General features: G+C 68.3%; 16 protein-coding genes and 3 tRNA genes. 13 read left to right on the forward strand and 6 right to left on the reverse strand.

All coding sequences use genetic code 11. The annotated features are described in order from the left end of the window. The first annotated feature begins 264 nt into the window (after positions 1 to 264). Positions 265 to 3,654, forward strand: coding sequence for a DEAD/DEAH box helicase family protein (locus AC3ENO_RS01645; protein WP_434968865.1), 3,390 nt, complete (start codon positions 265 to 267; stop codon positions 3,652 to 3,654). A 43-nt stretch (positions 3,655 to 3,697) separates the two neighbouring features. Here the strand turns inward: AC3ENO_RS01645 and AC3ENO_RS01650 are convergent, their stop codons facing one another. Continuing rightward, positions 3,698 to 4,186, reverse strand: coding sequence for a YajQ family cyclic di-GMP-binding protein (locus tag AC3ENO_RS01650; RefSeq protein ID WP_434968866.1), 489 nt, complete (start codon positions 4,184 to 4,186; stop codon positions 3,698 to 3,700). A gap of 85 nt (positions 4,187 to 4,271) precedes the next feature. Here AC3ENO_RS01650 and AC3ENO_RS01655 point away from each other — a divergent pair, with 85 nt between their 5' ends. Together AC3ENO_RS01655 and AC3ENO_RS01660 are read left to right on the forward strand one after the other, a co-directional pair. Further along, entirely contained in the window at positions 4,272 to 4,772 is a 501-nt protein-coding gene (locus AC3ENO_RS01655; RefSeq protein WP_434968867.1) for an FBP domain-containing protein, read from the forward strand. Continuing rightward, positions 4,769 to 5,677 carry a carbohydrate kinase family protein gene (locus tag AC3ENO_RS01660; RefSeq protein WP_434968868.1) on the forward strand — a complete coding sequence of 303 codons (909 nt, stop codon included), beginning with the start codon at positions 4,769 to 4,771 and terminating at the stop codon, positions 5,675 to 5,677. Before AC3ENO_RS01655 ends, AC3ENO_RS01660 begins: the two co-directional genes overlap by 4 nt. A gap of 397 nt (positions 5,678 to 6,074) precedes the next feature. Here AC3ENO_RS01660 and AC3ENO_RS01665 read toward each other — a convergent pair. Further along, positions 6,075 to 6,159: transfer RNA gene (locus AC3ENO_RS01665), tRNA-Tyr, on the reverse strand. 195 nt (positions 6,160 to 6,354) lie between these two features. On the opposite strand from AC3ENO_RS01665, the gene AC3ENO_RS01670 reads away from it, so the two are divergent. From AC3ENO_RS01670 to AC3ENO_RS01690, 5 genes are all read left to right on the forward strand, one after another. After that, positions 6,355 to 7,422, forward strand: a complete 1,068-nt coding sequence (locus AC3ENO_RS01670; protein ID WP_434968869.1) for a hypothetical protein — start codon at positions 6,355 to 6,357, stop codon at positions 7,420 to 7,422. Positions 7,423 to 7,442: 20 nt separating this feature from the next. After that, a complete protein-coding gene (locus tag AC3ENO_RS01675) occupies positions 7,443 to 8,243 on the forward strand; it encodes an inositol monophosphatase family protein (protein WP_434968870.1) in 801 nt (266 codons plus the stop codon). Positions 8,244 to 8,433: 190 nt separating this feature from the next. Continuing rightward, positions 8,434 to 9,999 carry a M23 family metallopeptidase gene (locus AC3ENO_RS01680; RefSeq protein WP_434968871.1) on the forward strand — a complete coding sequence of 522 codons (1,566 nt, stop codon included), beginning with the start codon at positions 8,434 to 8,436 and terminating at the stop codon, positions 9,997 to 9,999. Between the two features lie 74 nt (positions 10,000 to 10,073). Further along, positions 10,074 to 10,145 (forward strand) — tRNA-Thr (locus tag AC3ENO_RS01685). A gap of 35 nt (positions 10,146 to 10,180) precedes the next feature. After that, positions 10,181 to 10,254 (forward strand) — tRNA-Met (locus AC3ENO_RS01690). A gap of 97 nt (positions 10,255 to 10,351) precedes the next feature. On the opposite strand, the gene AC3ENO_RS01695 is transcribed toward AC3ENO_RS01690, so the two are convergent. Continuing rightward, positions 10,352 to 10,939, reverse strand: coding sequence for a Dps family protein (locus AC3ENO_RS01695; protein WP_434968872.1), 588 nt, complete (start codon positions 10,937 to 10,939; stop codon positions 10,352 to 10,354). Positions 10,940 to 11,073: 134 nt separating this feature from the next. Between AC3ENO_RS01695 and AC3ENO_RS01700 the strand changes: the two genes are divergently transcribed. From AC3ENO_RS01700 to AC3ENO_RS01715, 4 genes are all read left to right on the forward strand, one after another. Further along, positions 11,074 to 11,427 (forward strand): hypothetical protein, encoded by a 354-nt coding sequence (locus AC3ENO_RS01700; RefSeq protein ID WP_434968873.1) that lies wholly within the window; start codon positions 11,074 to 11,076, stop codon positions 11,425 to 11,427. A gap of 70 nt (positions 11,428 to 11,497) precedes the next feature. Beyond that, positions 11,498 to 11,845: a hypothetical protein gene (locus tag AC3ENO_RS01705; protein WP_434968874.1), complete on the forward strand. Its 348-nt coding sequence runs from the start codon at positions 11,498 to 11,500 to the stop codon at positions 11,843 to 11,845. Positions 11,846 to 11,935: 90 nt separating this feature from the next. Continuing rightward, on the forward strand, positions 11,936 to 12,703 hold the full coding sequence (locus tag AC3ENO_RS01710; protein WP_434968875.1) for a DUF2510 domain-containing protein: 768 nt from the start codon (positions 11,936 to 11,938) through the stop codon (positions 12,701 to 12,703). A gap of 85 nt (positions 12,704 to 12,788) precedes the next feature. Beyond that, the gene (locus AC3ENO_RS01715) at positions 12,789 to 13,586 is read left to right on the forward strand and encodes a sulfite exporter TauE/SafE family protein (RefSeq protein WP_434968876.1); all 798 of its coding nucleotides are present in this window, start codon (positions 12,789 to 12,791) and stop codon (positions 13,584 to 13,586) included. A gap of 20 nt (positions 13,587 to 13,606) precedes the next feature. On the opposite strand, the gene AC3ENO_RS01720 is transcribed toward AC3ENO_RS01715, so the two are convergent. After that, positions 13,607 to 16,483, reverse strand: a complete 2,877-nt coding sequence (locus AC3ENO_RS01720; protein WP_434968877.1) for an aminotransferase — start codon at positions 16,481 to 16,483, stop codon at positions 13,607 to 13,609. A gap of 105 nt (positions 16,484 to 16,588) precedes the next feature. Between AC3ENO_RS01720 and AC3ENO_RS01725 the strand changes: the two genes are divergently transcribed. Further along, on the forward strand, positions 16,589 to 17,314 hold the full coding sequence (locus tag AC3ENO_RS01725; RefSeq protein WP_434968878.1) for a hypothetical protein: 726 nt from the start codon (positions 16,589 to 16,591) through the stop codon (positions 17,312 to 17,314). Here the strand turns inward: AC3ENO_RS01725 and AC3ENO_RS01730 are convergent. Beyond that, positions 17,242 to 18,603, reverse strand: coding sequence for a glycosyltransferase (locus tag AC3ENO_RS01730; RefSeq protein ID WP_434968879.1), 1,362 nt, complete (start codon positions 18,601 to 18,603; stop codon positions 17,242 to 17,244). The genes AC3ENO_RS01725 and AC3ENO_RS01730 overlap by 73 nt on opposite strands. Further along, positions 18,600 to 20,759 carry a glycosyltransferase gene (locus AC3ENO_RS01735; RefSeq protein ID WP_434968880.1) on the reverse strand — a complete coding sequence of 720 codons (2,160 nt, stop codon included), beginning with the start codon at positions 20,757 to 20,759 and terminating at the stop codon, positions 18,600 to 18,602. The genes AC3ENO_RS01730 and AC3ENO_RS01735 overlap by 4 nt, the downstream gene beginning before the upstream one ends. Positions 20,760 to 20,911 lie beyond the last annotated feature (152 nt).

Consider the following 20,911-nt stretch of genomic DNA (forward strand, 5'->3'; position numbering starts at 1 on the left):
GACCAACACGGCACCGTTGTGCCAGGGCCATCACACCGTCAAGCACCACGGCGGGTGGATCATCACCCACCTCAGTGACGGGTCCCTCGAGTGGGTATCTCCGCATGGACGCCGGTACGTCGTCGCACCCGAACGACACCTCCCCGCCTTCTACCCCCAGACCGCCGCTTGACACGGCACGCCTGACACAGCACGCCACCGCGTGCCGCCCCAGTAGCATCGGCTCAGGGGTCGGTCGGCGGCTCCTGGCAGAGGAGCGGTTCGGTGGGGAACTTCGACTTCGTCGTGCAGGCGTGGCCGCAGGTCGGTGACGCCGCCGCGCGCGCCGAAGCGTGCCTGCGTGCCGACCCGCGAGCATCCGCCACCTACGCGCGCCGCGCCGCCGAGCTGTTTACTGCCTGGGTCTACTCCGCTGAGGACCTTCCGCGTCCCTACGACGACACCTTCGCCAACCTCACCGCACAGAAGCCCTTCCGCGACACCGTCGGCGAATCGATCTGCGGGAGCCTCAAGATCATCCGCCTGGTCGGCAACGACGCCGTCCACAAGGATGACGAGATGCCGCTCGCGCGGGCGCGCGGATCGCTCGAACAGCTTCACCGGGTGTGCCTCTGGCTTCACCACTGCTACGGCGACCCGGCAGCGCCGCAGCCCGAGCGGTTCGTTCTCGACAGGGTCCCGCCGGCACCCGCGTCGATCGTGCGGCAGGCGCGCGCCGAACTCCTCAAGATCCAAGCCGACTTCGACGACGCCCGCGCGCAGCTGAGCGAAGCGGCGGCTCTCGGAGTGAAGGCGCAGGCCGAGATTGAGGAGTTGCGCGCAGAGATCGCGCGGCTCAAAGCCGAGAACGCCCAACGCAACGCCGCACACAACATCGCCGACCCCACCGACGCGACCGAAGCCGAGACGCGCGAGCAGCTGATCGACCTGCTGCTGCACGAAGCAGGCTGGGCCCTCGACGACGCTCGCGACCGAGAGTGGCCGGTCACCGGCATCCCCAGTCCCTCCGGCAGCGGAAAGGTCGACTACGTGCTGTGGGGCGACGACGGCAAGCCGCTCGCAGTCGTCGAGGCCAAGCGCACCTCGACGAGTCCCAAAGAAGGTCGCGAGCAGGCACGGCTGTACGCCGATGCCCTCGAGCGGGACTTCGGTCAGCGTCCGCTCATCTTCTACACCAACGGCTACGAGACGTGGTACTGGGACGATCGGCGCTATCCGCCGCGGAAAGTCGCCGGATTCCACACGAAAGACGAACTCGTCCTCGCGATCCAGCGCCGCTCGACACTCAGGCCGCTCAGCACGGTCGAGGTGAACCGGGCCATCGTCGAACGGCCCTATCAGCTCCGTGCGATCAGAGCCGTCGCCGATGCTTTCGAACAGCAGCGCCGCCGCGCACTGCTGGTCATGGCCACCGGCACCGGAAAGACCCGCACCGTGATCGCGCTCATCGACGTGCTCCAGCGGGCCAACTGGGTCAAGCGGGTCCTCTTCCTGGCCGACCGTACCGCACTCGTCGCCCAGGCCGTCGGCGCGTTCAAAGCGCACCTTCCCGACAGTGCGCCGGTGAACCTGCTCACCGATCGCGACAGCGAGGGAAGGGTGTTCGTCTCCACGTACGCGACGGTGATGAACCTCATCGATGCCGGAGACGACAACCTGCGGCGCTTCGGCCCCGGGTACTTCGACCTGATCGTCGTCGATGAGGCACACCGCTCGATCTATCACCGCTACGGCGAGATCTTCGACTACTTCGACGCGCTCGTCGTCGGCCTCACCGCCACGCCCCGCGCCGACATCGATCACAACACCTACCGCCTCTTCGGCCTCGACGACGGCGTGCCTACCGAGGCCTATGAACTCGACGACGCGATCGCCGGCGGCTACCTTGTGCCTCCCGTCGCCCGCGTGATCGACCTCGGATTCATGAGTCGCGGCATCCGCTATGCCGAGCTCACCGACGAAGAGCGCGAGCAGTGGGACGCACTCGAATGGCAGGACGGTGAGATCCCCGACGAAGTGGATGCTGCCGTCATCAACCGCTGGCTGTTCAACGCCGACACCGTCGACACCGTGCTCGAGATCCTGCTCGACGAAGGCCGCTACGTCTCCGGCGGGGACGTGCTGGGCAAGACGATCATCTTCGCGAAGAACCAGCGGCACGCCGAGTTCATCCAGGAGCGTTTCGACGCCCACTTCCCCGAACACCGCGGCGAGGTCGCCGAGGTCGTCACCCACGCCTCCGGCCCATACGCGCAGACGCTGATCGACAGGTTCGCCACGCCGGGCGCGAAACCCTACATCGCCATCTCGGTCGACATGCTCGACACCGGCATCGACATCCCCGACGTGGTCAACCTCGTGTTCTTCAAGCCCGTGCATTCGCAGACGAAGTACTGGCAGATGGTCGGGCGCGGCACCCGGCTCCGCCCCGACCTGTACGGCCCCGGCCAGCCGAAGACCGACTTCGTCATCTTCGACGTGTGCGGCAACATCGAGTACTTCAACGCCGACATCGCCGAGGCATCCGGAACGCGCGCCCCGTCCGTCACGGAGCGATCCTTCCTGGCGCGCCTGCGGCTACTCGGCTTGCTCGCAGGACGCGATGATCCGGATGCCGTCCCGCTGCGCGAGCACCTTGCGGCACGGCTGCACGCCGCCGTGGGCGGCATGAACCGCGAGAACTTCCTGGTCCGCAAGCACCTGCGCACCGTGGACCGGTTCGTCCCCGCCCAGGCATGGCAGCGGTTCACTGCCGCCGACTTCGATGACGCGGCGACGCTCGCGGGGCTGCCGACGGCATCCGAATCCGACACCGACGAAGCCGCGAAGAGGTTCGATCTGCTGCTGCTCGAGGCGCAAGTGGCCGTTGCCGCCGGCGACCCGGTGCCGCAGGCGATCATCGCGCGGGTCATTGACGTCGCTTCCGCCCTGCATCAGCGCCGAGGCATCCCCGCCGTCGACCAGCAGGCGGCACTCCTGGGAGCCATCGGCGATCCGGAGTGGTGGGATGCCGCAACCCTCACGAATCTCGAATCCGTGCGCGCCCGGCTACGCGATCTCGTGCGTCTGATCGACGCCCGTGGCCAGCATCCGATCTACACGGACTTCGCCGATACCGTCGCCGAGCGCCGTGAGGTCGATATCGTGCGGATCATGCCCGGACTCGATCGCCGCGCGTTCCGCGAGAAGGTGTCGGGCTTCCTCGACACCCACGCCGACAACCTCGCCCTGCGCAAGCTGCGCACCGGTCGTGAGTTGACGGCGCTCGACCTCGAGGAGCTCGAGACGATCCTCGTGAACGCCGGGGGAGTGGATGCCTCCCAGTTGCGTTCCCAGGCCACCGACGCCGGTGGACTCGGCCGGCTGATCCGCTCCATCGTCGGTCTCGATCGCTCTGCCGCCGAAGAAGCGCTCGCCGATTTCGTCTCCGCGCCCGGTTTCAGCCACCGCCAGCACGTCTTCGTCGATCTGATCATCGAGCAGCTCTCGATCTCGGGCTATCTTGACCCTCGCCGCCTCTACGAAGACCCGTTCACCGGCATCGCGCCCGAGGGACCGGACGCGCTGTTCACCGACGCGCAGGTCACCGACCTCATCGAGAGGCTGCGGCGGATCGACGAGTCCGCCGGCCCCGCGACATCGGCGACCGGGTAGGAGCGCTGGCCGGAGTCCTCCTGCCCAGCGGCACCAGCCGACCTCACCGGTAGTTGACGAACTGCAGGTCGACGTCGAGGTCGGCGGCCTTGAGGATGCGGATGACCTCTTGCAGGTCGTCGCGGCTCTTGGACTGGACCCGCAGCTCGTCGCCCTGGATCTGCGACTTGACGGACTTCGGACCCTCATCGCGGATGATCTTGTTGATCTTCTTCGCGTTCTCCTGGGAGATCCCGTCCTTGAGGCTGGAGACGATGCGGTATTCTTTGCCGCTGGCAACCGGCTCGCCCGAGTCGAGGCTCTTGAGAGAGATGCCCCGCTTGATGAGCTTGGACTGGAACACGTCGAGAACCGCCTTGGCGCGCTCTTCGGAGTTGGCCTTGATGAGGATCTGTTCGCCACTCCAGGCAATCGAGGCATCCGTGCCCTTGAAGTCGTAGCGCTGCTCGACCTCCTTGCGCGCCTGATTGAGGGCGTTGTCGGCCTCCTGGTGGTCGACCTTGCTCACGATGTCGAACGATGAATCAGCCATGCAGGGAGTCTAGACGCGAGGGCCTCGGAGACCGCAGCAGCGGCCTCATCCGACCGCGCTTCGTAGACTGAGACCAGGAGGTGGCATGCGCCCGCTCACGGAAGAGGAGCTTCGTGCGTCGTTCGTCAACGCCGCACCCGACGAGCTCAGGGTCATCGAGGTCCCCCTCAGTGCCCGCACGACCGACTGGTACCACTTCGACTTTCTCGCATGGCGGGATCCGGAGTTCCGGGGCCGCGGCTACCTGGTGGCAGAGGTCGGCGGTGAACCCCGGGGCGTCGTGCTTCGAGCATCCGAGAGTTCGTCGCGCGCGCGGGCAGCGATGTGCAACCTGTGCCACACGATGCAGCCCGGCAATCAGGTCTCACTGTTCACGGCTCGCCGCGCCGGGAATGCCGGTGCCCAGGGCGACAGCATCGGCACCTACATCTGCACCGACCTGTCCTGTCACGACAACGTTCGCCTTGCCGCACCCCTCGCGCCCAGTGAGATGCGCGGCAGCGTAGACCTCAAGATCGACGGAACCCGACGCCGCACGGAAGCTTTCGTCGCGCGCGTCCTCGAGAACGGAGAAGCCCCGGCATGAGTTCGGTGGTGGTGATCGGCGATGCGCTGATCGATGAGCTGCGCGATGACGCAGGTGTACGTGAGTTCGTCGGCGGCGCTGCACTGAATGTGGCGGTCGGACTGTCGCGGCTCGGGGTGCCGACCACGCTTGTCGCGATGGTCGGCGACGACGACGCGGGAGCGAAGATCCGCTCCTATCTCGCCGACCACGGCGTGGGGCTCCTGCCCTCACCCTCGCCGCTCGGTAGCTCGCGCGCGGTCAGCGTGCGGGTCGACGGCGAACCGACCTATGTCTTCAATGAGGCAGCGCAGGCGCGCCGGATCGAGTTCGGTCAGGCCGAGCGCGACGCGATCGCGGATGCCGATCGCGTCGTCGTCAGCTGCTATCCGTTCGATGACACCGAACAGACGGCACTGCTCATCGACGCGGTGGGCGGGGCATCGGACCGGCTCGTGATCGATCCCAACCCGCGCACGGGGATGATGAAGGACCTCGACGAGTTCCGTCGTGGTTTCGAGGCGCTCGCACGCGGCGCGGGCGTCGTGAAGATCGGTGACGACGACGCGAGTCTCCTGTATGGGGCTGATCTCGATGCAGCGGTGGCGCGCATGCGCGAACTCGGTGTGCCGACCGTTCTTGCCACACGCGGCGCCGGGGGAGCGACGCTGGTCGCGGAGGCCGCAACGGTGACCAAGCCCGTCTCTTCCCTTCCGGGGGCGGTGATCGACACGATGGGCGCGGGGGACGCATCCCTCGCCGCTCTCGTCGCGGGAATCGTCCAGCGCGACCCGACGACCGCCGACGAGTGGACCGATGTCCTCGCGACCGCGATGGACATCGCCGCCGCCACCTGCCGTGTGCCGGGGGCGCTGCTGCGGACGCCGGAGGCGCTCACCGGTGGCGCCGAACACCTCGGCAGCTGAGCCGAGGATCGGGTCTTCCGAGCCCGCAGCGCGTGGAGCCTCGGGCGGCACGAACAAGGGCCCCGCTTGCGCGAGACCCCTTGTTCACAGAGTGGCAGGTGAGGGATTCGTCCCCACCGCCTCTCCACGCGCCGCTTTGCAGCGCGCGGAGCCTCTGACGGCGTGGGCCCACCCGGGGGTTCGAACCCGCGATGCTCTACAAACGAAAGACGGGCCCCGCTGTCGCGAGACCCGTCTTTCGTTTGGTGGCAGGTGAGGGATTCGTCCCCACCGCCCCTCCACACGCTGCTGCGCAGCGCGCGGAGCCTCGGACGGCGTGGGCCCACCCGGGGGTTCGAACCCGCGATGCTCTACAAACGAAAGACGGGCCCCGCTGTCGCGAGACCCGTCTTTCGTTTGGTGGCAGGTGAGGGATTCGAACCCCCGAAGGCTATGCCGGCTGATTTACAGTCAGATCCCTTTGGCCGCTTGGGTAACCTGCCGAGTGCGCACCCGCCCGGCTTGTGCAGTCGACCGGAGGCGCGAGTTGCAATATTACAGCGAGTGACGGGCTGCCAGAAATCCGTCCCCCCAACCGTCTCCCTCGGCGGGATTCGTCCACAGTCGTCCGCAATCGAGGGTTCCTATCTGAGGCTGGCATGCGAGGATGACAGCGACCTCGACCCTCAGGAGGATTCATGACCACGCCGCCGCCAGACGCTCCCGCGCCGCACGTCCCGTCGCCGCCTCCGACCTCGGGTATCCCGGAGCCGTCGCTGGGCGCACGGTCTCCGTATGCGCGCGCCGCGATCTGGGTGGCGATCGGCGCGCTGGTTGCGGCAGCGCTCATCTGCGTCGTCTGGGTGCTCGTCGGCCCGCACACCGGATCGATCGTGCGAGCGTTCATCACCGTGTTGCTGTTCGCCGGGTTCGCCGGCATCGCGATCATGGAGGCCCGGCTCGCCCCGAGCCGCCCGGCGTGGTTCGCAATCGCCAGCATCGCCACGTGGGTCGTCGCGCTCCTTGCCGGCATCATCCTCATCTGGATGCCCCAGCCCTGGTCCTTCTACGGATGGGATTTCGTCGGACCTGAGCGATTCATCCGCTTCCTCCTCGTGGTCCTCGTGCTTCAGCTTGCGCTCTTGCACGCGCGGTTCTTCCTACGCGCCGTGCTACGTCACTCGGTGCCCGCGACGCGCATTCTCGCCCCGATCACTGTCGGACTCGTGGCTCTGCTCACCCTCCTGCTGCTGCTGCCGCTCGTCTTCGGAGACTGGATCTCCTTCGCCGAGTTCTACTGGCGCGTCGTGGTCGCGGTCGTCATCCTTGCCGCGGTCGGCACCGCGCTCGTGCCCCTGCTGAATGTGCTCGTTGCGCCGGGACCCGCGGGCGCGTCGCCCCTTGCCGCGTCGACGGGCCGGTCGGCAGCCCCGCCCGCGGCCGGTGCCGCGGGTCAGCAGGAACTGCTTCCATGGCCCATGTATGTCGACGGTGTGACACCGCTGCCGATGCTCCCGGATGGTTCGCCCGACTGGAACGCGTATTACACCGGCCACCCCACGCCGGGAGCCCAGATCTTCGCGCCCGTCGCGCCTCCTCCCGCTCCCGCATCGGCCGACATCGCTGATACCTCCGCAGCGGACGGCGCCGCCGATGCTCCAGCTCCAGCCGTGTCCACGACCGAGAGCGAGCCGGGCGTCCCGGCTGCCGAGTCGGCGCCGGGCGGTGAGGCTGACGACCACGAAGCGACACCGCGGCAGGGTTGACCGGGCGCTAGCGTGAGGGGGTGACCGACACAGACCCGGGGTATCTCGAGAGCATCGCCACCTCACTCGCTCGCGAAGCGGGACAGCTCGCCCTCGTTCGTCGCAGCGAAGGAGTCTCGATTGCGGCGACCAAGTCCGCGATCGCCGATATCGTCACGGATGCTGACCGCGAGGTGGAGACGCTGATCCGCGCCCGACTGCGCGAGATCCGACCCGCAGACGGCTTCCTCGGTGAAGAATCGGATGCCGATCCGGGCACCAGCGGCATCACGTGGGTCGTGGACCCGATCGACGGAACGGTCAACTACGCGTACGGGATCCCCTCGTATGCCGTGAGCATTGCCGCAGTGCAGGGCCCCCTGAATCCGGGGGAGTGGACCGCTCTTGCGGGCGCCGTCTATGTGCCACCCCTGGACGAGATGTTCCACGCCGCTCGTGGCGGCGGAGCGTGGCTCGGTGAGCGGCGACTCCGCGTGGAGACGGATGCTTCTGCCGCGGGAGCACTGCTGGCGACGGGTTTCGGCTACGACCCGACGACACACGCGGGCGATCTCACGCGCGTTGCTCGCGTGATGCCGATGGCGCGGGACATCCGGCGGATGGGCGCGGCATCCATCGATCTTTGCTCGGTCGCAGCAGGTCGCCTCGACGGCTATTTCGAGCGCGGCCTCAAGCCGTGGGACCACGCTGCGGCTGGACTCATCGTGACTGAATCCGGCGGGAGGTTCGGTGTGTTTCCGCCGGATGAGACCGGCCGCGTTCTGGTGATCGCAGCGGTACCGGGCATCTACGAGAGGCTGTCCGGGCTCGCGCAACCCTGACAACGGATCCGCGGAATCGACTGTGGAATCCCCAGAATGGGGTCCCGTCCATGGCTTTCTCAGGTCGGAGCGGGTAGCGTTTACCGTATCGTTACCTTCTTTGCGCATCCGGGAAACCGTCGCAGAGCAGGGTGAGTAGCATCCGAACCACCCGTGTCGTGCCCGACGACCGAGAGCGAGATCCACCGCCGTGACCCCCGAAACTCCTGCGGCTGACGCAGCGCGCACGCGCCGTTCCAGTCGCACGACTCCCGCGCCCGCGCAGGCGCCGGAGTCATCGGGGCCCTCTCGGGCGGAGTTGCGCCGTACCCGTCGCGTTGGCGCAGAAGCCACTGGTTCCCTCGCCGATGCCCGGGGCGTTGGTGCTTCGGAGCGCGCGGGAGACCCGCCCACCCCCCGGCCCGCGGGCCTGCGCTCGCGTGCTCACAACGCACCCCTGACGGATGCCGAAGCTGACGCACTCGCCGGGGCAGGGCTCGACGCCACTCGACACGTCGAGAACGTTCGTCTCTCGGATGAGGTCACGGCGGCCGCGGCTCCTTTGACCCGTCGCGCGCGCCGTTCGATCTCTACGCCTATCGCCCCGTCGACCGACGCCCTGCCGCTCGATGACGCCGTCGCGGCTACGCCGATCAACCAGGCGCCGGCGACCGCACCCGTCACCCGGCCGATCGACGTGCACGTCTCGGACGCGCCACACGAGCCGGTGATCGCCGATACGGATGCCGACGCCACGCCCCTGCCCGCGGTCGCCGACGCGGCGTCTGAGTCCTTTCCCGGCTTCGTGACCGACGTCGAGCCCGAGTCGCCGGCCGATGAGGTCGACGGCGACATCTTCGAGCGGACCGTACGCATGTTCGGCGCAACGGGGGCGACAGCCACCCTTCCCGCGGAGCCTGCGCCGTCAGCTGAGGCATCCGGGCAGAGCGACCCTTCTTCGCCAGCGCCGGAGCACATCGCCCGTCGCCGTCCACGAGCAGCGTCTGTGCGCCGTCTCACCACGACCTCTTTCTCCGTTGGCGTCATGGGAATCGTCGGGCTGCTTGCCGTCGGCATGACCACGCCGGTGGAGGCCGTCGCCGCCGCCGGTGGCGGGGAGGGGTCCACCGCGTCGATCGTCGCTGTCGCCGATGGCGGGACGGAGCCGCCCGTCGAGGACATTCAGGCGTACGTCGCGCCCGCTGAGGCCTCCACGGCAGCCCTGAGTCGTGAGGAAGGCTATTCGGCGGTGTCGATGGCCGAGCTCGCCGTCGAGGCGGGCGTGCGTGAGACGGCTGCGACCTACGTCAACAACTCCACGGCTGCCGTGCAGTATCCGTTCGTCGTCGGTGTGCCGATCAGTTCTCCGTACGGCATGCGCTGGGGCCGGCTGCACGAAGGTGTGGACTTCGCCCCCGGTGGTCAGGGAGCCGAGATCCACGCGGTGGCCGATGGCATCGTCCGGATCGCCACCGAGGCCGGCGGGGCGTACGGCGTGCAGGTCGTGATCGACAGCATCGTCAACGGCGAGCTGGTATCGACGAACTACGCTCACATGCAGTACGGATCGCTTCGCGTGGAGGCCGGTCAAGTAGTCAAGCTCGGCGACGTCGTCGGAACCGTCGGCACCACGGGGCGCTCCACGGGGCCGCACCTTCACTTCGAGGTGCTCCTGAACGGCAAGACCCCCACCGAGCCGATGGCGTGGCTGGCAGCCCACAACGTCGCCTCGACGGTCGTTACCGTGCCCCAAGCACCGATCACCGTCGACCAGTGATCAGAGACGTCGCCGGTTCTTTCGGATGACCGTGCTCTGATATTCTCTTCTAGTTGCCCGCGAGGTCGGGCTACGCCCCGATAGCTCAGTGGCAGAGCACTTCCATGGTAAGGAAGGGGTCGTCAGTTCAATCCTGACTCGGGGCTCGCAGCATCCACTTCGTGACCGATGGATGCCGTGCGGCAGGGTAGCTCAGTTGGTGAGAGCGCACGACTCATAATCGTGAGGTCGCGGGTTCGAGCCCCGCTCCTGCTACGAAGAAAGAGGCCCCTCGCGGGCCTCTTTCTTCGTTCCGGGGTGTACAGCCCAGGCTCTCGGGAGGCCCGCGAACGGGCCCACTCGCGACGGTCGGTCAGCGAGCCTGGGGGATACGGTGCTCGGCGCTGACCATCCAGGCGAACTGCTCCATCTGCCCGAGAACTTCGTGCAGGATGTCGGCGCTCGTGGGGTCCTCGTCGTCGACCTCGTCGTGCACGGCGCGGCAGGTTGCGACGACGGCCTCGAGGCGCTCCGTGATCAGGTCTACGACCTCGTCGGTGTCGACCTCGCCGTGGGGGAACTCGGGCAGCGAGGTGGTCTCTGCGATCGTGTCGCTGCGTCCGTCGGGAAGGGCGTGAAGAGCCCGCATCCGCTCGGCGACGACATCCGACAGGCTGCGGGCAGCGTCGATGATCTCGTCGAGCTGCAGGTGGGTGTCGCGGAAGTTCCGTCCGACCACGTTCCAATGCGCCTGCTTGCCCTGGAGAGAAAGCTCGAGCAAGTCGACGAGCACGCGCTGCAGGTTCTCACCGAGCTGCGTGGACGCCTGAAAGCCGCTCTCGGCATTCTGCTCATCGGTGAGCTTCGCGCCCGCCCCGCCCTTCGCGGGCCGGCGAGCGTTACGCGGGGCACCGGATGTCTCGCTCTTGGCTGCCGTCGATGTATCGGACTGAGTTGCCATCGGTTTTCCTTTCGACGTTCCGTCGAACCACACGATAGCCCTCCCGGCTTCCCCCCGCCCGCCCCTTGTCGGTCGCGCCGACGAGTGATACTCGGATGGGATACGGAATCGGTGATGCGCCCTAAAATGCGCTCGTGACCGAATCCGTTTCTCCCTCACCGGCTGCGCCACGGCGTATCCCGATCCTTGCGATCATCGGGTGCTCCGCGGCTGTCCTTGCCATCGCTCCCTCGCTCGTGGTCTTCGTGGTCGGCTTCCTCCCCGACATGGCGCTGGCGTGGTGGTTCCTGCTGATGACGTTCCCGTTCACCATCATCGTCGGGGTGATTGCGCTGGTCATCACGATCATCGCCCTGATCCTCGACATCCGCGCACGACGCACGCTCGCGTGGTCGATCGCCGGGTTGGTGCTCTCTCTGATGGCCGTGTTCGTGCCGCTGTGGTTCTTCACCGGCGGTTTCGCGGGCGGCTACGTCGCGAGCCTCTGACGGCAGCGCCGAGCTCCCACCGGGTGAAGATCGACCCCCGGCGTCGGTAGCTCGCCGTAGACTCCGCAGCGTGAGCTCCTCCACACCCGTCACCGCCCGACGTTCGGCGCTCGGCGTCACGGCACTGATCGTCGCGATCATTGCTGTGCTCGTGTCCGCACTGGTCATCCCGCTCGGCTACCTCCCCGGGATGGGAGCGGCCTGGGCGCTGATGTTCTTCACGATCCCGATCACCGTGATCATGGCGCTCGTCGCACTCGCCATGGCCATCGTCGCTCTCGTTCTCGACATCCGTGCCCGTCGCCGAATCACCGTCGCCGTCATCGCCCTCGTGCTCTCGGCGGTCACCGTGCTGACACCGGTGGTCTGGTTCGCAGCGAGCTGGATCGTTGCCAGCTCCGTCAGCTACGAGTACTGACCGCAGGGCGAGCCCCGTGCCGGGTGCAGAGCAAACGGTGTCGCGGATAGAGTGAACGCCGAACCCTGAACCGACGAGGAACGAGAACGGATGCCGGCGATCGCCCCGGGCTGGTACGACGACGGCCACGGCGCCCTGCGGTGGTGGGACGGACAGCAGTGGACCGAGCACGTGCAGCCGCATCCGCAGGGCATGCCCGACCCCTGGCAGCGTCCCCGATCGTCGCCCGCACCCGAGCAGTCCCACCGACCGCCGCTCTCGCCCGAGAACAGCGAACCCTCCAGCGTCGCGGAGCCCGAAACCACGGATGCCGGGTCATCGGGTATCTTCGTCGCTGCCACCGCGCCGCAGCGCAGCCGCACGTGGATCGTATGGCTCATTGTGGGCATCCTGATGCTCGCCGTCGTGGTGCTTGCCGCTGTCCTGATCCCGCTGGCGATTCTCGGCTTCGGTCGGGTCGATGCCGCGGCCGCCGCTGAGCCGAAGAACGACGACGAACGCGGCGCTGTCGAGGCGGTCTACGAGTTCGACGAAGCCTGGCAGACCGCGGACTGCGATCTGTTCGTCGATGTCACCACGGAGCGGCTGCGCGAGGTCGTGCAGATCAAGGACTGCGCGACCTTCACGGGACAGTCGAACGCGTTCACCGAGTGGTACTCGGACTACGCGCTCGTCGTGACCGACATCCGTGGTCCGGGGTACGAGTACACGGTGGTGACGCAGGAGAGCTATCTGGCCCACTTCGACCAGGACGGCGAGCCGATCGAGCCAGCCGTTCGAGAAGTTGTCGAGTACGAGTACACGCTCGTGCCGGATGACGATGGCTGGGCTGTCTACGACCTGGTGAGCGTGGAGTGACGCAGGCCCTGCGCGGCGTCAGAGCTGCCGCGTCGGAAGAGTAGGCTGGCACGGCCGGCGTTCCGGCGCCGATGAGAGCGAGCAGATGACCACGACACCCCCGCCGCGCACCGCGCGCTTCTACATCGTCGCGGTACTGGTAGGACTGGCTGCAGGTCTGTTGTCGGGATTGTTCGGTGTCGGTGGCGGGACCGTGATCGTGCCCGCGCTCGTGTTCTTCCTCGGCTTCAATCAGCGTCTCGCGGCCGGCACCTCGCTCGCGGCGATCGTCCCGACCGCCGCGGTGGGTGTCGTCTCCTACGCCCTGACCGGATCGGTCTCGTGGATCGCGGCACTCATCCTCGCCGCCGGAGCGATCGTCGGTGCGCAGATCGGCACATGGCTCCTGCACCGGCTCCCGCTACCGGTGCTGCGCTGGGGCTTCGTCGGCTTCCTCGTCCTGGTCATCATCAGTTTGTACATCGTGATCCCGTCGCGGGATGCCGAGATCGAGTTCACGATCATCTCCACGATCGGGCTGGTCCTGCTCGGTCTGATCACCGGGATCCTCGCGGGACTGCTCGGGGTGGGCGGCGGCATCGTGGTCGTGCCCGTTCTCATCATCCTGTTCGGGGCGAGCGATCTCGAAGCGAAGGGCACCTCGCTGCTCATGATGATCCCGACGGCACTGTCGGGAACTGTCGGCAACATTCGGCGCAAGAACGTGGACCTGCCCGCCGCTGTCGCGATCGGTATCGCGGCGTGCACCACGACAGCACTGGGTGCCTGGATCGCCACCCTGGTCGACCCGTTCATCGGGAACGTGCTCTTCTCGATCTTCGTCGCCTTCATCGCGGTGCAGATGGCCCTCCGCGCCATTCGGGCTCAGCGCTCCGGGTCCTGAACCTCCCGCGTCGAGATCGGTCACCATCCCGTGCGCAGCACGCGATCCAGCGCATCGACGAAGTAGTCGGCCGACTCGCGCGAGATGCACAGCGGCGGCTTGATCTTCAGCACATTCTGATGATCGCCCGTGGGCTGCATGATCACACCGAGGGTCAGCAGACGATCGCAGATCCCGGCCGTCTCTTCCGTCGCGGGTTCGAAGGTCCCGCGGTCGCGCACGAACTCCAGGCCGAGGTAGAGACCTGAACCGTGGACGGTGCCCACGATCGGATACGTGTCGCCCAGTCGCTCCAGGCGCTGCCTCAGGTACGACCCGACGACGCGAGCGTTCTCTTGCAAGCCCTCCTGCTCGATGATTTCCAGCACGGCGAGCCCGATGGCTGCCGACACCGGCGCTCCTCCGGTCGAGGAGAAGAAGTATCCCTGTGAGCGATACCGGTCCGCGATCTCGCGCCGCGTGATGACCGCGCCCAGCGGGTGCCCTCCGCCGATCGACTTGGCGACGGCGACGATGTCCGGGACGACGCCCTGCTGCTGAAAGCCCCAGAACCATTCGCCGAGCCGTCCGAATCCCACTTGGACCTCGTCGGCGATCGCCACCCCGCCGTGGCGCCGGATCGCGTCGTACACCTGCCGGAGATAGCCGTCGGGCAGGGCGACTCCGCCCGCATTCCCGAAGAACGGTTCGCAGATGATCCCGGCAGGGGGGTGTCCGGATTCCGCGAGCTCGTCGATCGTCGAGACGGCCTCGGGTCCGTACTGCCAGGCATCCGGTCCGCGATGGTCACCGCGGTAGGAGTTGGCCGCAGCAACCGTGTGCACCCACGCCGGCCGCGTCGAGACGGCGTTCGGGTTGTCGGCGAGAGAGGTCGAGACTGCATCGCTCGCGAAGGTCCAGCCGTGGTACGCCTCGCGCATCGCGACGATGTCGCTGCGCCCGGTGGTGGCCATCGCGAGCCGGATTGCGAGATCCGTGGCCTCCGACCCCGAATTGACGAGGAAGACCGTGTCGAGTTCCGCCGGCAGCGTCCCCACGAGGCGCTCGGCGTACTCGGTGATCACTCCGTAATGGAAGCGTGAGTTCGTGTTGAGCAGGTTCGCTTGCCGTGTCGCCGCTGCGACGACCTTCGGGTGCGCGTGCCCGACGGAGGCGACGTTGTTGACCATGTCGAGGTACACGCGACCGTCGAGGTCGAGCAGATACTCTCGCCACCCGCGTTCGATTCGGGGCGGGGCTGCGTAGTAATGCTCCTGCACCTCCGCCAGCACTCGGTGGCGACGCCCGAGCATGTCATCATCGCGCGCAGCTGCGGCGGTCATCCCCAGCGCCGCGGCGGGATCGCCCGTGAGGGCACGCCACGCGGGCGCCAGAGTCGCAACGACCATCGCCGGGGGGCGATCGCCTGCGGCTGAACGCCGCTGTACGAAGAGGGGTGTCCTCGCAGGAAGGAGATCCGAGGCCTCATCCTCGGGAAGACCGGCGACGGTGACGACCTCGTCGCCGCTCATCCAGGTGAGGATCCCGTCGCCCACCGTCACCTCGCCGTCCTGCCGCGTCACCCGCTGGGGCTCGGCCAGCCACACGGTGGCGCCGGTCGGAACCGTCTCGGGTGCGGAGGGCGTGCGCTGCGGTGCGCCGGTCGCGATGGCCTGCCAGGCGGGAAGAGCGACCATCGGCGCCCCGCCGTCCAGCGCAGCGAGCGCCGCCCGCTGCAGCGTGCCCCCGTGCAGCCACCCGCCCTCGTCGTTCAGCGCGGAGACGGTACCGGCATCGAGGATGACGGTCTCGCTCGGCAGCGGAAGGAGGGGCGCTCCGGGCCATGCGCGCGGCGGGAGCGGGTCGCTTGGGTGCAGCGCCATCCGGATCGCCTCGGTCATGACGGATGCGGGAACCGAGGTCGCCCTGTCGAAGACACGGAACTCGCGGTCCAGTGCCCTTGCCGCATAGTCATTGCCCGCGTCGAGCCGTACCTGGGCGCGCCCGCTGAGTACGAGTGTCGCTCCCCGCAGGACCACGAGTGGCCAGAGTGCGGTGATCTCGTCCCCGGTGAGGGGTCTCCTGGCGTGGAAAGCGCGGATGGCGGGGATCGTAGATAGGGGATCGGCGCCGTCGTGGTGCAGCACGGATGACACGGTGACGGCGATCTCGGCCACTCGCCATGAGCGGAGGATGTCACCGAAGTCGATCACCGCGTCGGGGAGAGCCCGGTCTTCCCGACGCAGCACGTTGTCGTCCGTGATGTCAAAATGACCGGCCTGCATCGGAAGGCGATCCGCGACAGCATCCAGCTGCGTCGCGATGCCGTCAACGGCGCGTTCGATGACGGTGCGCACTCGGGCATCCGGCTCCTGAGGGAGCAGTGTCTCGATGACGCGACGCGCGTGACGCAGATCCCACTGCAGAATGCGGCCGCTCGCGGGATGTGTGAAGCCGGCGAGCGCGAGGCTGACTCGACCTGCGAGGTCGCCGAGGCGCTCGACCACGCGCGGCGAGAGGTACCTCGACCCGGTCAGCGTCTGGCCGGAGATGTTCTCCAGAACGCGGGCGTGGATCGGTCCTTCCGACGTCTCCCACCATGCCCGCATCGGACCGCGAGGTCCGACCACGATGCACGGTACCCGCACGGAGGAGTCGGCCCTCGCCACCGCCTGCGCGGCGAGATCCTGCATCTCGATCTCGAGCTCACTGAAGACCGGGTTGCTCAGCTTCAGCACCCCCACCACCTCATCCGAACCACGGCGGAAGAGGCGGAAGTTCTGATCCTGTTGACTCCCCAGCGGCCGGGCGGCCACCGTGAGGCCGAATGTCTGGCTGCACAGACGCTCGACCTCCTCGACGCCGACCGTCGGCGTGGGCAGGTCGACATGGGCGAAGTAGTCAAACAGTTCCGACACGGGAGCTCCTTGCGGCGTGCGGGGTGTGTCCCGCAGTGCGGTTCGGCACATTCATCATTGTCCTCTGCGCTCGGAGCAGGCCCCGATCGGTCGCATGATGGTGGAGTGCAATCACCCGACTTGTCTGCCGCTGCTGGCCCTCTGCCCGCCCTGCCCGACGCCCGCATCGTCCTTCCCTGGCGCCCCGCCCCCTCGCGTCTGGACGCCTTCGACCGCGTGGTGTCGTGGTATCGCGAGAATCTTCCCGATCTTCCGCTGAGCACGGTCGACACGGGGGACATTCCGTTCGTGCTCGCTGCGTGCCGGAACCGGGCGATGGCGGAGGCGGCTCCCGACGAGGTGGTCGTCATCGGCGACGCCGACACGATCCCCGAGGTCGGGCCGGTGCGGGAGGCGATCGCGGCCGCGCGCACCAGCGGCGTGGTGCACCTCCCGTACACGGAGTACCGCTGGCTCGGTGCCTCCGGGTCGGCCGACTACGCCCGCGGCGTCCCGCTCGCGGACTGTGCCGTGGAACAGATCGTCTCGGGGGCCTGTTCGGGCGTGTACATCGCCACTCCGCGCACCTGGGCGCGCCACGGCGGGCAGGATGCCGGTTTCCGAGGATGGGGATTCGAGGATGCCGCGTGGAACCTTGCTCACCAGACTCTGCTCGGTCAGCCTCCCCGTCGCCACGAGGGCCGCGTGTACGCGCTCCACCACGTCGGCGAAGTCCGCGCCGGCGCCGGGTACGAGGCGAACGCGGCGCGGATGCAGCGTTATCGCGATGCCTCAGGGAACCGTGCCGCGATGGCCGCCCTCGTTGGGCTACCGGACGACATCACAGCCTGATCCGTGAGCGACTGATGGGCCCGTTCGGGGCCCGGATCGGCGCGCTGATCGGCGCTGATCGCCTCCAGGGTAGACCGCCCCGCCCACGTGGGGTCGAGCAGCTCGGAGAGTGCGCGCGTGAGATCGTGGCTGCTTGCCGCATTGGGGTCCAGAGCGCGTCCGACGTCCTCGCGCTCGATTGCTGCAGCTCCGGCGAACTGGTCAGTTGAGAACGGCAGCACGAGAAGCGGGACGCCAGCTCCGACGGCCTCGGTCACGGAGTTGTTGCCGCCGTGCGTGACGGCGGCGGCGGCGTGATCGAGAAGCCGCACTTGCGGCAGGTACTCGCGCACGAGCCAGTCCGGCGGGGTCGGTCCGAGCTCCGCCGGGTCGGTGGCACCCGTCGAGATCGCCGCACGGATGCCGATGCCTCGGAGTGCCGCGGCGACACGGGCGAGCACGTCGCCGCGAACGGACAGGAAGCTGCCGAAGCTGACGTAGACGAACGGCTCGCCGCGGGCGAGCCAGCTCGTCACCTCATCGTCTCCCGGCTCCGCGCGTCGGGTGGATCCGAGGAAGACGTGCGGGGGCAGCGCCCGTCCGTCGGTTCGGGCGAGCTCGGCGGGATAGTTGTACAGCACGCGCTCGCCGTGGGTCGCGAATGCGTCCTCGACGCCGCGGGATCTCGGATCCAGGCGTGCGGCAACCTCGTTCCACTGCGCTGTGAACCGCGCCGACACCTCGACACAGACCTCGCGGAGCTGGCGCTGCTCGTCACGGGACGGCGTGAAGGCACGCGGCCATGCCGGCGGATACCCGTACACCTCTCCGGATACCGGCAGCGCACTCGGGTGTCCCAGCACGACATCTCCGTAGGGGATCCCGGCGGTGTGCAGCGCGAGTCGCGCGCTGAACGCCAGGTGGTCGACGAGGATCGCGTCGGGCTTTGTCTGCTCGATGACCGCCAGGGTCGCGCGGGCGCGATCCTCGGGCTGCCACATGAGGTCGGTCAAGCGCTCCCGTGCCTGATACAGCAGTGTGGGGATCATCCCGTGGCGCGTCGCGTCGAAGAATCCCTCCAGTGACGCGGCTTCCTCTGCCTGCTGCTGCGCCGTCCGGATGATGCCCGCGTTCGCTCCGCGACCGAGCGGCAGGTTCACTCGGCGATAGCCGAAGCGTGACACGATCGGTTCGGTCGCGGGTCCGGTCGCGACCACCACGTGTTCTCCGCGTTCACGCCAGGCTGTCGCGAGAGTCGCGAGCGGGAGCAGATGCGAGGCGTAGTCGGGACTGATGACCAGCAGCGTCATGCGGTTTCCGCCGCCCGCACGAGTTCGGCCTCCTGCTCGGCCACCCGTCGATACACGGGCGCCAGTGCGGCGGCCATCGCTTGAATCGTGAAGCGCTCGGCGACCATCACGCGGGCGCGGTATGCGATGGCCGGGTCCGCCAGCCCGGCGCGGTCCAGCGCGCGGTGCGTGGCGTGCTCGAGAGCGTGCGGATCCCAGGTCGCGGTGAGAAAGCCCGTATCGCCGTCGACGACATACGTCGCCGGGCCACCGCCATCGGGCGCCACGACCACGAGGCCTGTCGCGAGTGCTTCCAGTAGCGCGATGCCGAACTCTTCCTTGATGCTCGCGCACACGTACACGCCGTGCGCGCCGACACGACCGGGGATCCCGAGGCGCGCCGCGGCGACCCACCGGGCCGTGACGTCGTTGGGTCGATGTCCCGCGAGGATGAGTCCCCGGGCCGCTCGCTCGGATGCGGGAACTGCCGCATCGATGCGATCGAGTTGCTCCCGCTCGTCCAGGGACGGATTCTCCAGGTCGCCGCCGATGATCAGCAGGTTCGCGCGGTCACGGAGATCGCCGCCGGCCCACGCCTCCACGAGTGTCGCCATGCCCTTCACACGGTGCATCCGGCCGACGCTCACGATGAGAGGCAGATCGCGTCGCCGCGGATCGAGAGCGCCGACGAGGTCGGCGAGCTCGGCCAGCGCGGGATCGGCATCCGTCGTGCCATCGACGCGCTCGACGAGCGCCACCGCGCGATCGACGACCTCCAGGTCGATGCCCTCCGCCACGATCGTGTGCCGCTCCGGGACGCTGTCGAGGTCGATGCCCACGAGGGAGCGCATATCGTCGACGAGGTGCGGGCGGGGGAAGAGCACGCTGTGGGAGGCGGAACCGGCGAGCGAACGCACCAGGCTGGTGCGGAACCAGAAGTGTTCGGCGAGGTCCGTCTCGCCGAAATTCTCGCGCGTGAGCGTCCCCGCCCGGTCGAGCGACTGGATGACCCCGTGCGGATCGGGAGCGAGGGTGAACACGGTGGGAATGCCCAGTTCCCGGGCGACGTCGGCTGCGGCGAGCGATCCCACGTCGGCCATCCGCAGGTGCAGCACGTCGACGCGCCCCGCCGCGCGCAGCAGGCGACGGATGCCGCGACGTGCCCGGACGCGCAAGGGCCACGCCGCCGCAGAGGGCGTGGGCGCGGGGGCCAGCGGGACATGACCGTACAGGTGGCCGGTGTCCAGCGACGCGACATCCAGCAGATCAGCAGTGGCCTGCGAGAGAGATCCCCGCGAGAGGGTGATGACCCGCTGGACGCCGTCGGGATCGCGCGTGAGCGCATCCCCCAGTCGTACCAGCAGCGTCGCGATCCCGCCGTTGTCGCCCGCGCCCGCACTGCTCAGGTGTGGGTCGATGTCGGCGTGCAGGAACAGCTGGGCGATGGTCAGTGCCCCCGCGTCCTCCATGCGCGTGTGCGCGGGCGGGGGCTCCAGATCGATGACCGCCAACCGGGCCTGGTCCGAGAGCGGTCCGCCGGTCGCGACGAGGTGTTCGAGCGCCCGCCGCACATCGGGTTCCCTCGAGCGCTGTCCGAGGGCCGCAACTGCGGCCTCGCGCACCTCGAGGTGCTCCGCGTCGTCGCGGGCGATCGTCAGGAGGGTCCGCGTGGCCGAGGACTGCCGGACGAGTCCCAGCGTCTCGACGAGGCGCGCGCGGGCCGCGGGATCGTTCGTGTCCGCCGAAGCCGCGAGGACCGACTCGAGGGCGACCGCGAGAACGTCACCTGCGGCGACTGACCACTTCTCGAGAGTGTGCTGGGCCAGCATTCCGGTGAACCCGCCGCGTCGGACGAGCGCGATCAGCCGTGCGACCGCGGCGAGGCGCGGCAGCCCCTGCCCCAGAGCCCAGGCGGAGTGTTCGCGAACGAAAGGCCGGGGGTCATCGAGAAGGGACACCAGTCTCGCTGCCGCCTGCTCGTCGAGCATCTCGGACAGCGCGTGCACCGCCGCAATCGCCGCGATGTCATCGCTGCCGGCGAGGGCGGCGGAGAGCACGCGCAGCGTGCGTACCCCGGGATCGCGCCCGGCTTCGAAGGCGAGGTCATCGGCAGCGCGCAGCGCCTCGACGATCGTCGAGGCCCCGGTCACCCGGTCCATCGCTGCCTGAATCCCCATGCGGTCCTTTCTTGGCGCCCTTCGTGGCGCGTTCGGGCGCCCCCACCCGGACACCGTGATCGTACTGCCCCGAGGTGACCGTTGCGTCCGCGGCCCCGTAGGGTTGACAACGCCACGGATCTGTGGCGGCCTCCCCCTCTTCTCGAACGCTG

Source organism: Microbacterium sp. bgisy207 (assembly GCF_057706855.1).

Excerpts from the sequence above, each read along its gene's own strand:
- AC3ENO_RS01650 (WP_434968866.1), bottom strand. The coding sequence starts at position 4,186 with ATGGCTGATTCATCGTTCGACATCGTGAGCAAGGTCGACCACCAGGAG.
- AC3ENO_RS01670 (WP_434968869.1), top strand. The coding sequence starts at position 6,355 with ATGACCACGCCGCCGCCAGACGCTCCCGCGCCGCACGTCCCGTCGCCG.
- AC3ENO_RS01660 (WP_434968868.1), top strand. The coding sequence starts at position 4,769 with ATGAGTTCGGTGGTGGTGATCGGCGATGCGCTGATCGATGAGCTGCGC.
- AC3ENO_RS01655 (WP_434968867.1), top strand. The coding sequence starts at position 4,272 with ATGCGCCCGCTCACGGAAGAGGAGCTTCGTGCGTCGTTCGTCAACGCC.
- AC3ENO_RS01695 (WP_434968872.1), bottom strand. The coding sequence starts at position 10,939 with ATGGCAACTCAGTCCGATACATCGACGGCAGCCAAGAGCGAGACATCC.
- AC3ENO_RS01710 (WP_434968875.1), top strand. The coding sequence starts at position 11,936 with ATGCCGGCGATCGCCCCGGGCTGGTACGACGACGGCCACGGCGCCCTG.
- AC3ENO_RS01735 (WP_434968880.1), bottom strand. The coding sequence starts at position 20,759 with ATGGGGATTCAGGCAGCGATGGACCGGGTGACCGGGGCCTCGACGATC.
- AC3ENO_RS01730 (WP_434968879.1), bottom strand. The coding sequence starts at position 18,603 with ATGACGCTGCTGGTCATCAGTCCCGACTACGCCTCGCATCTGCTCCCG.
- AC3ENO_RS01715 (WP_434968876.1), top strand. The coding sequence starts at position 12,789 with ATGACCACGACACCCCCGCCGCGCACCGCGCGCTTCTACATCGTCGCG.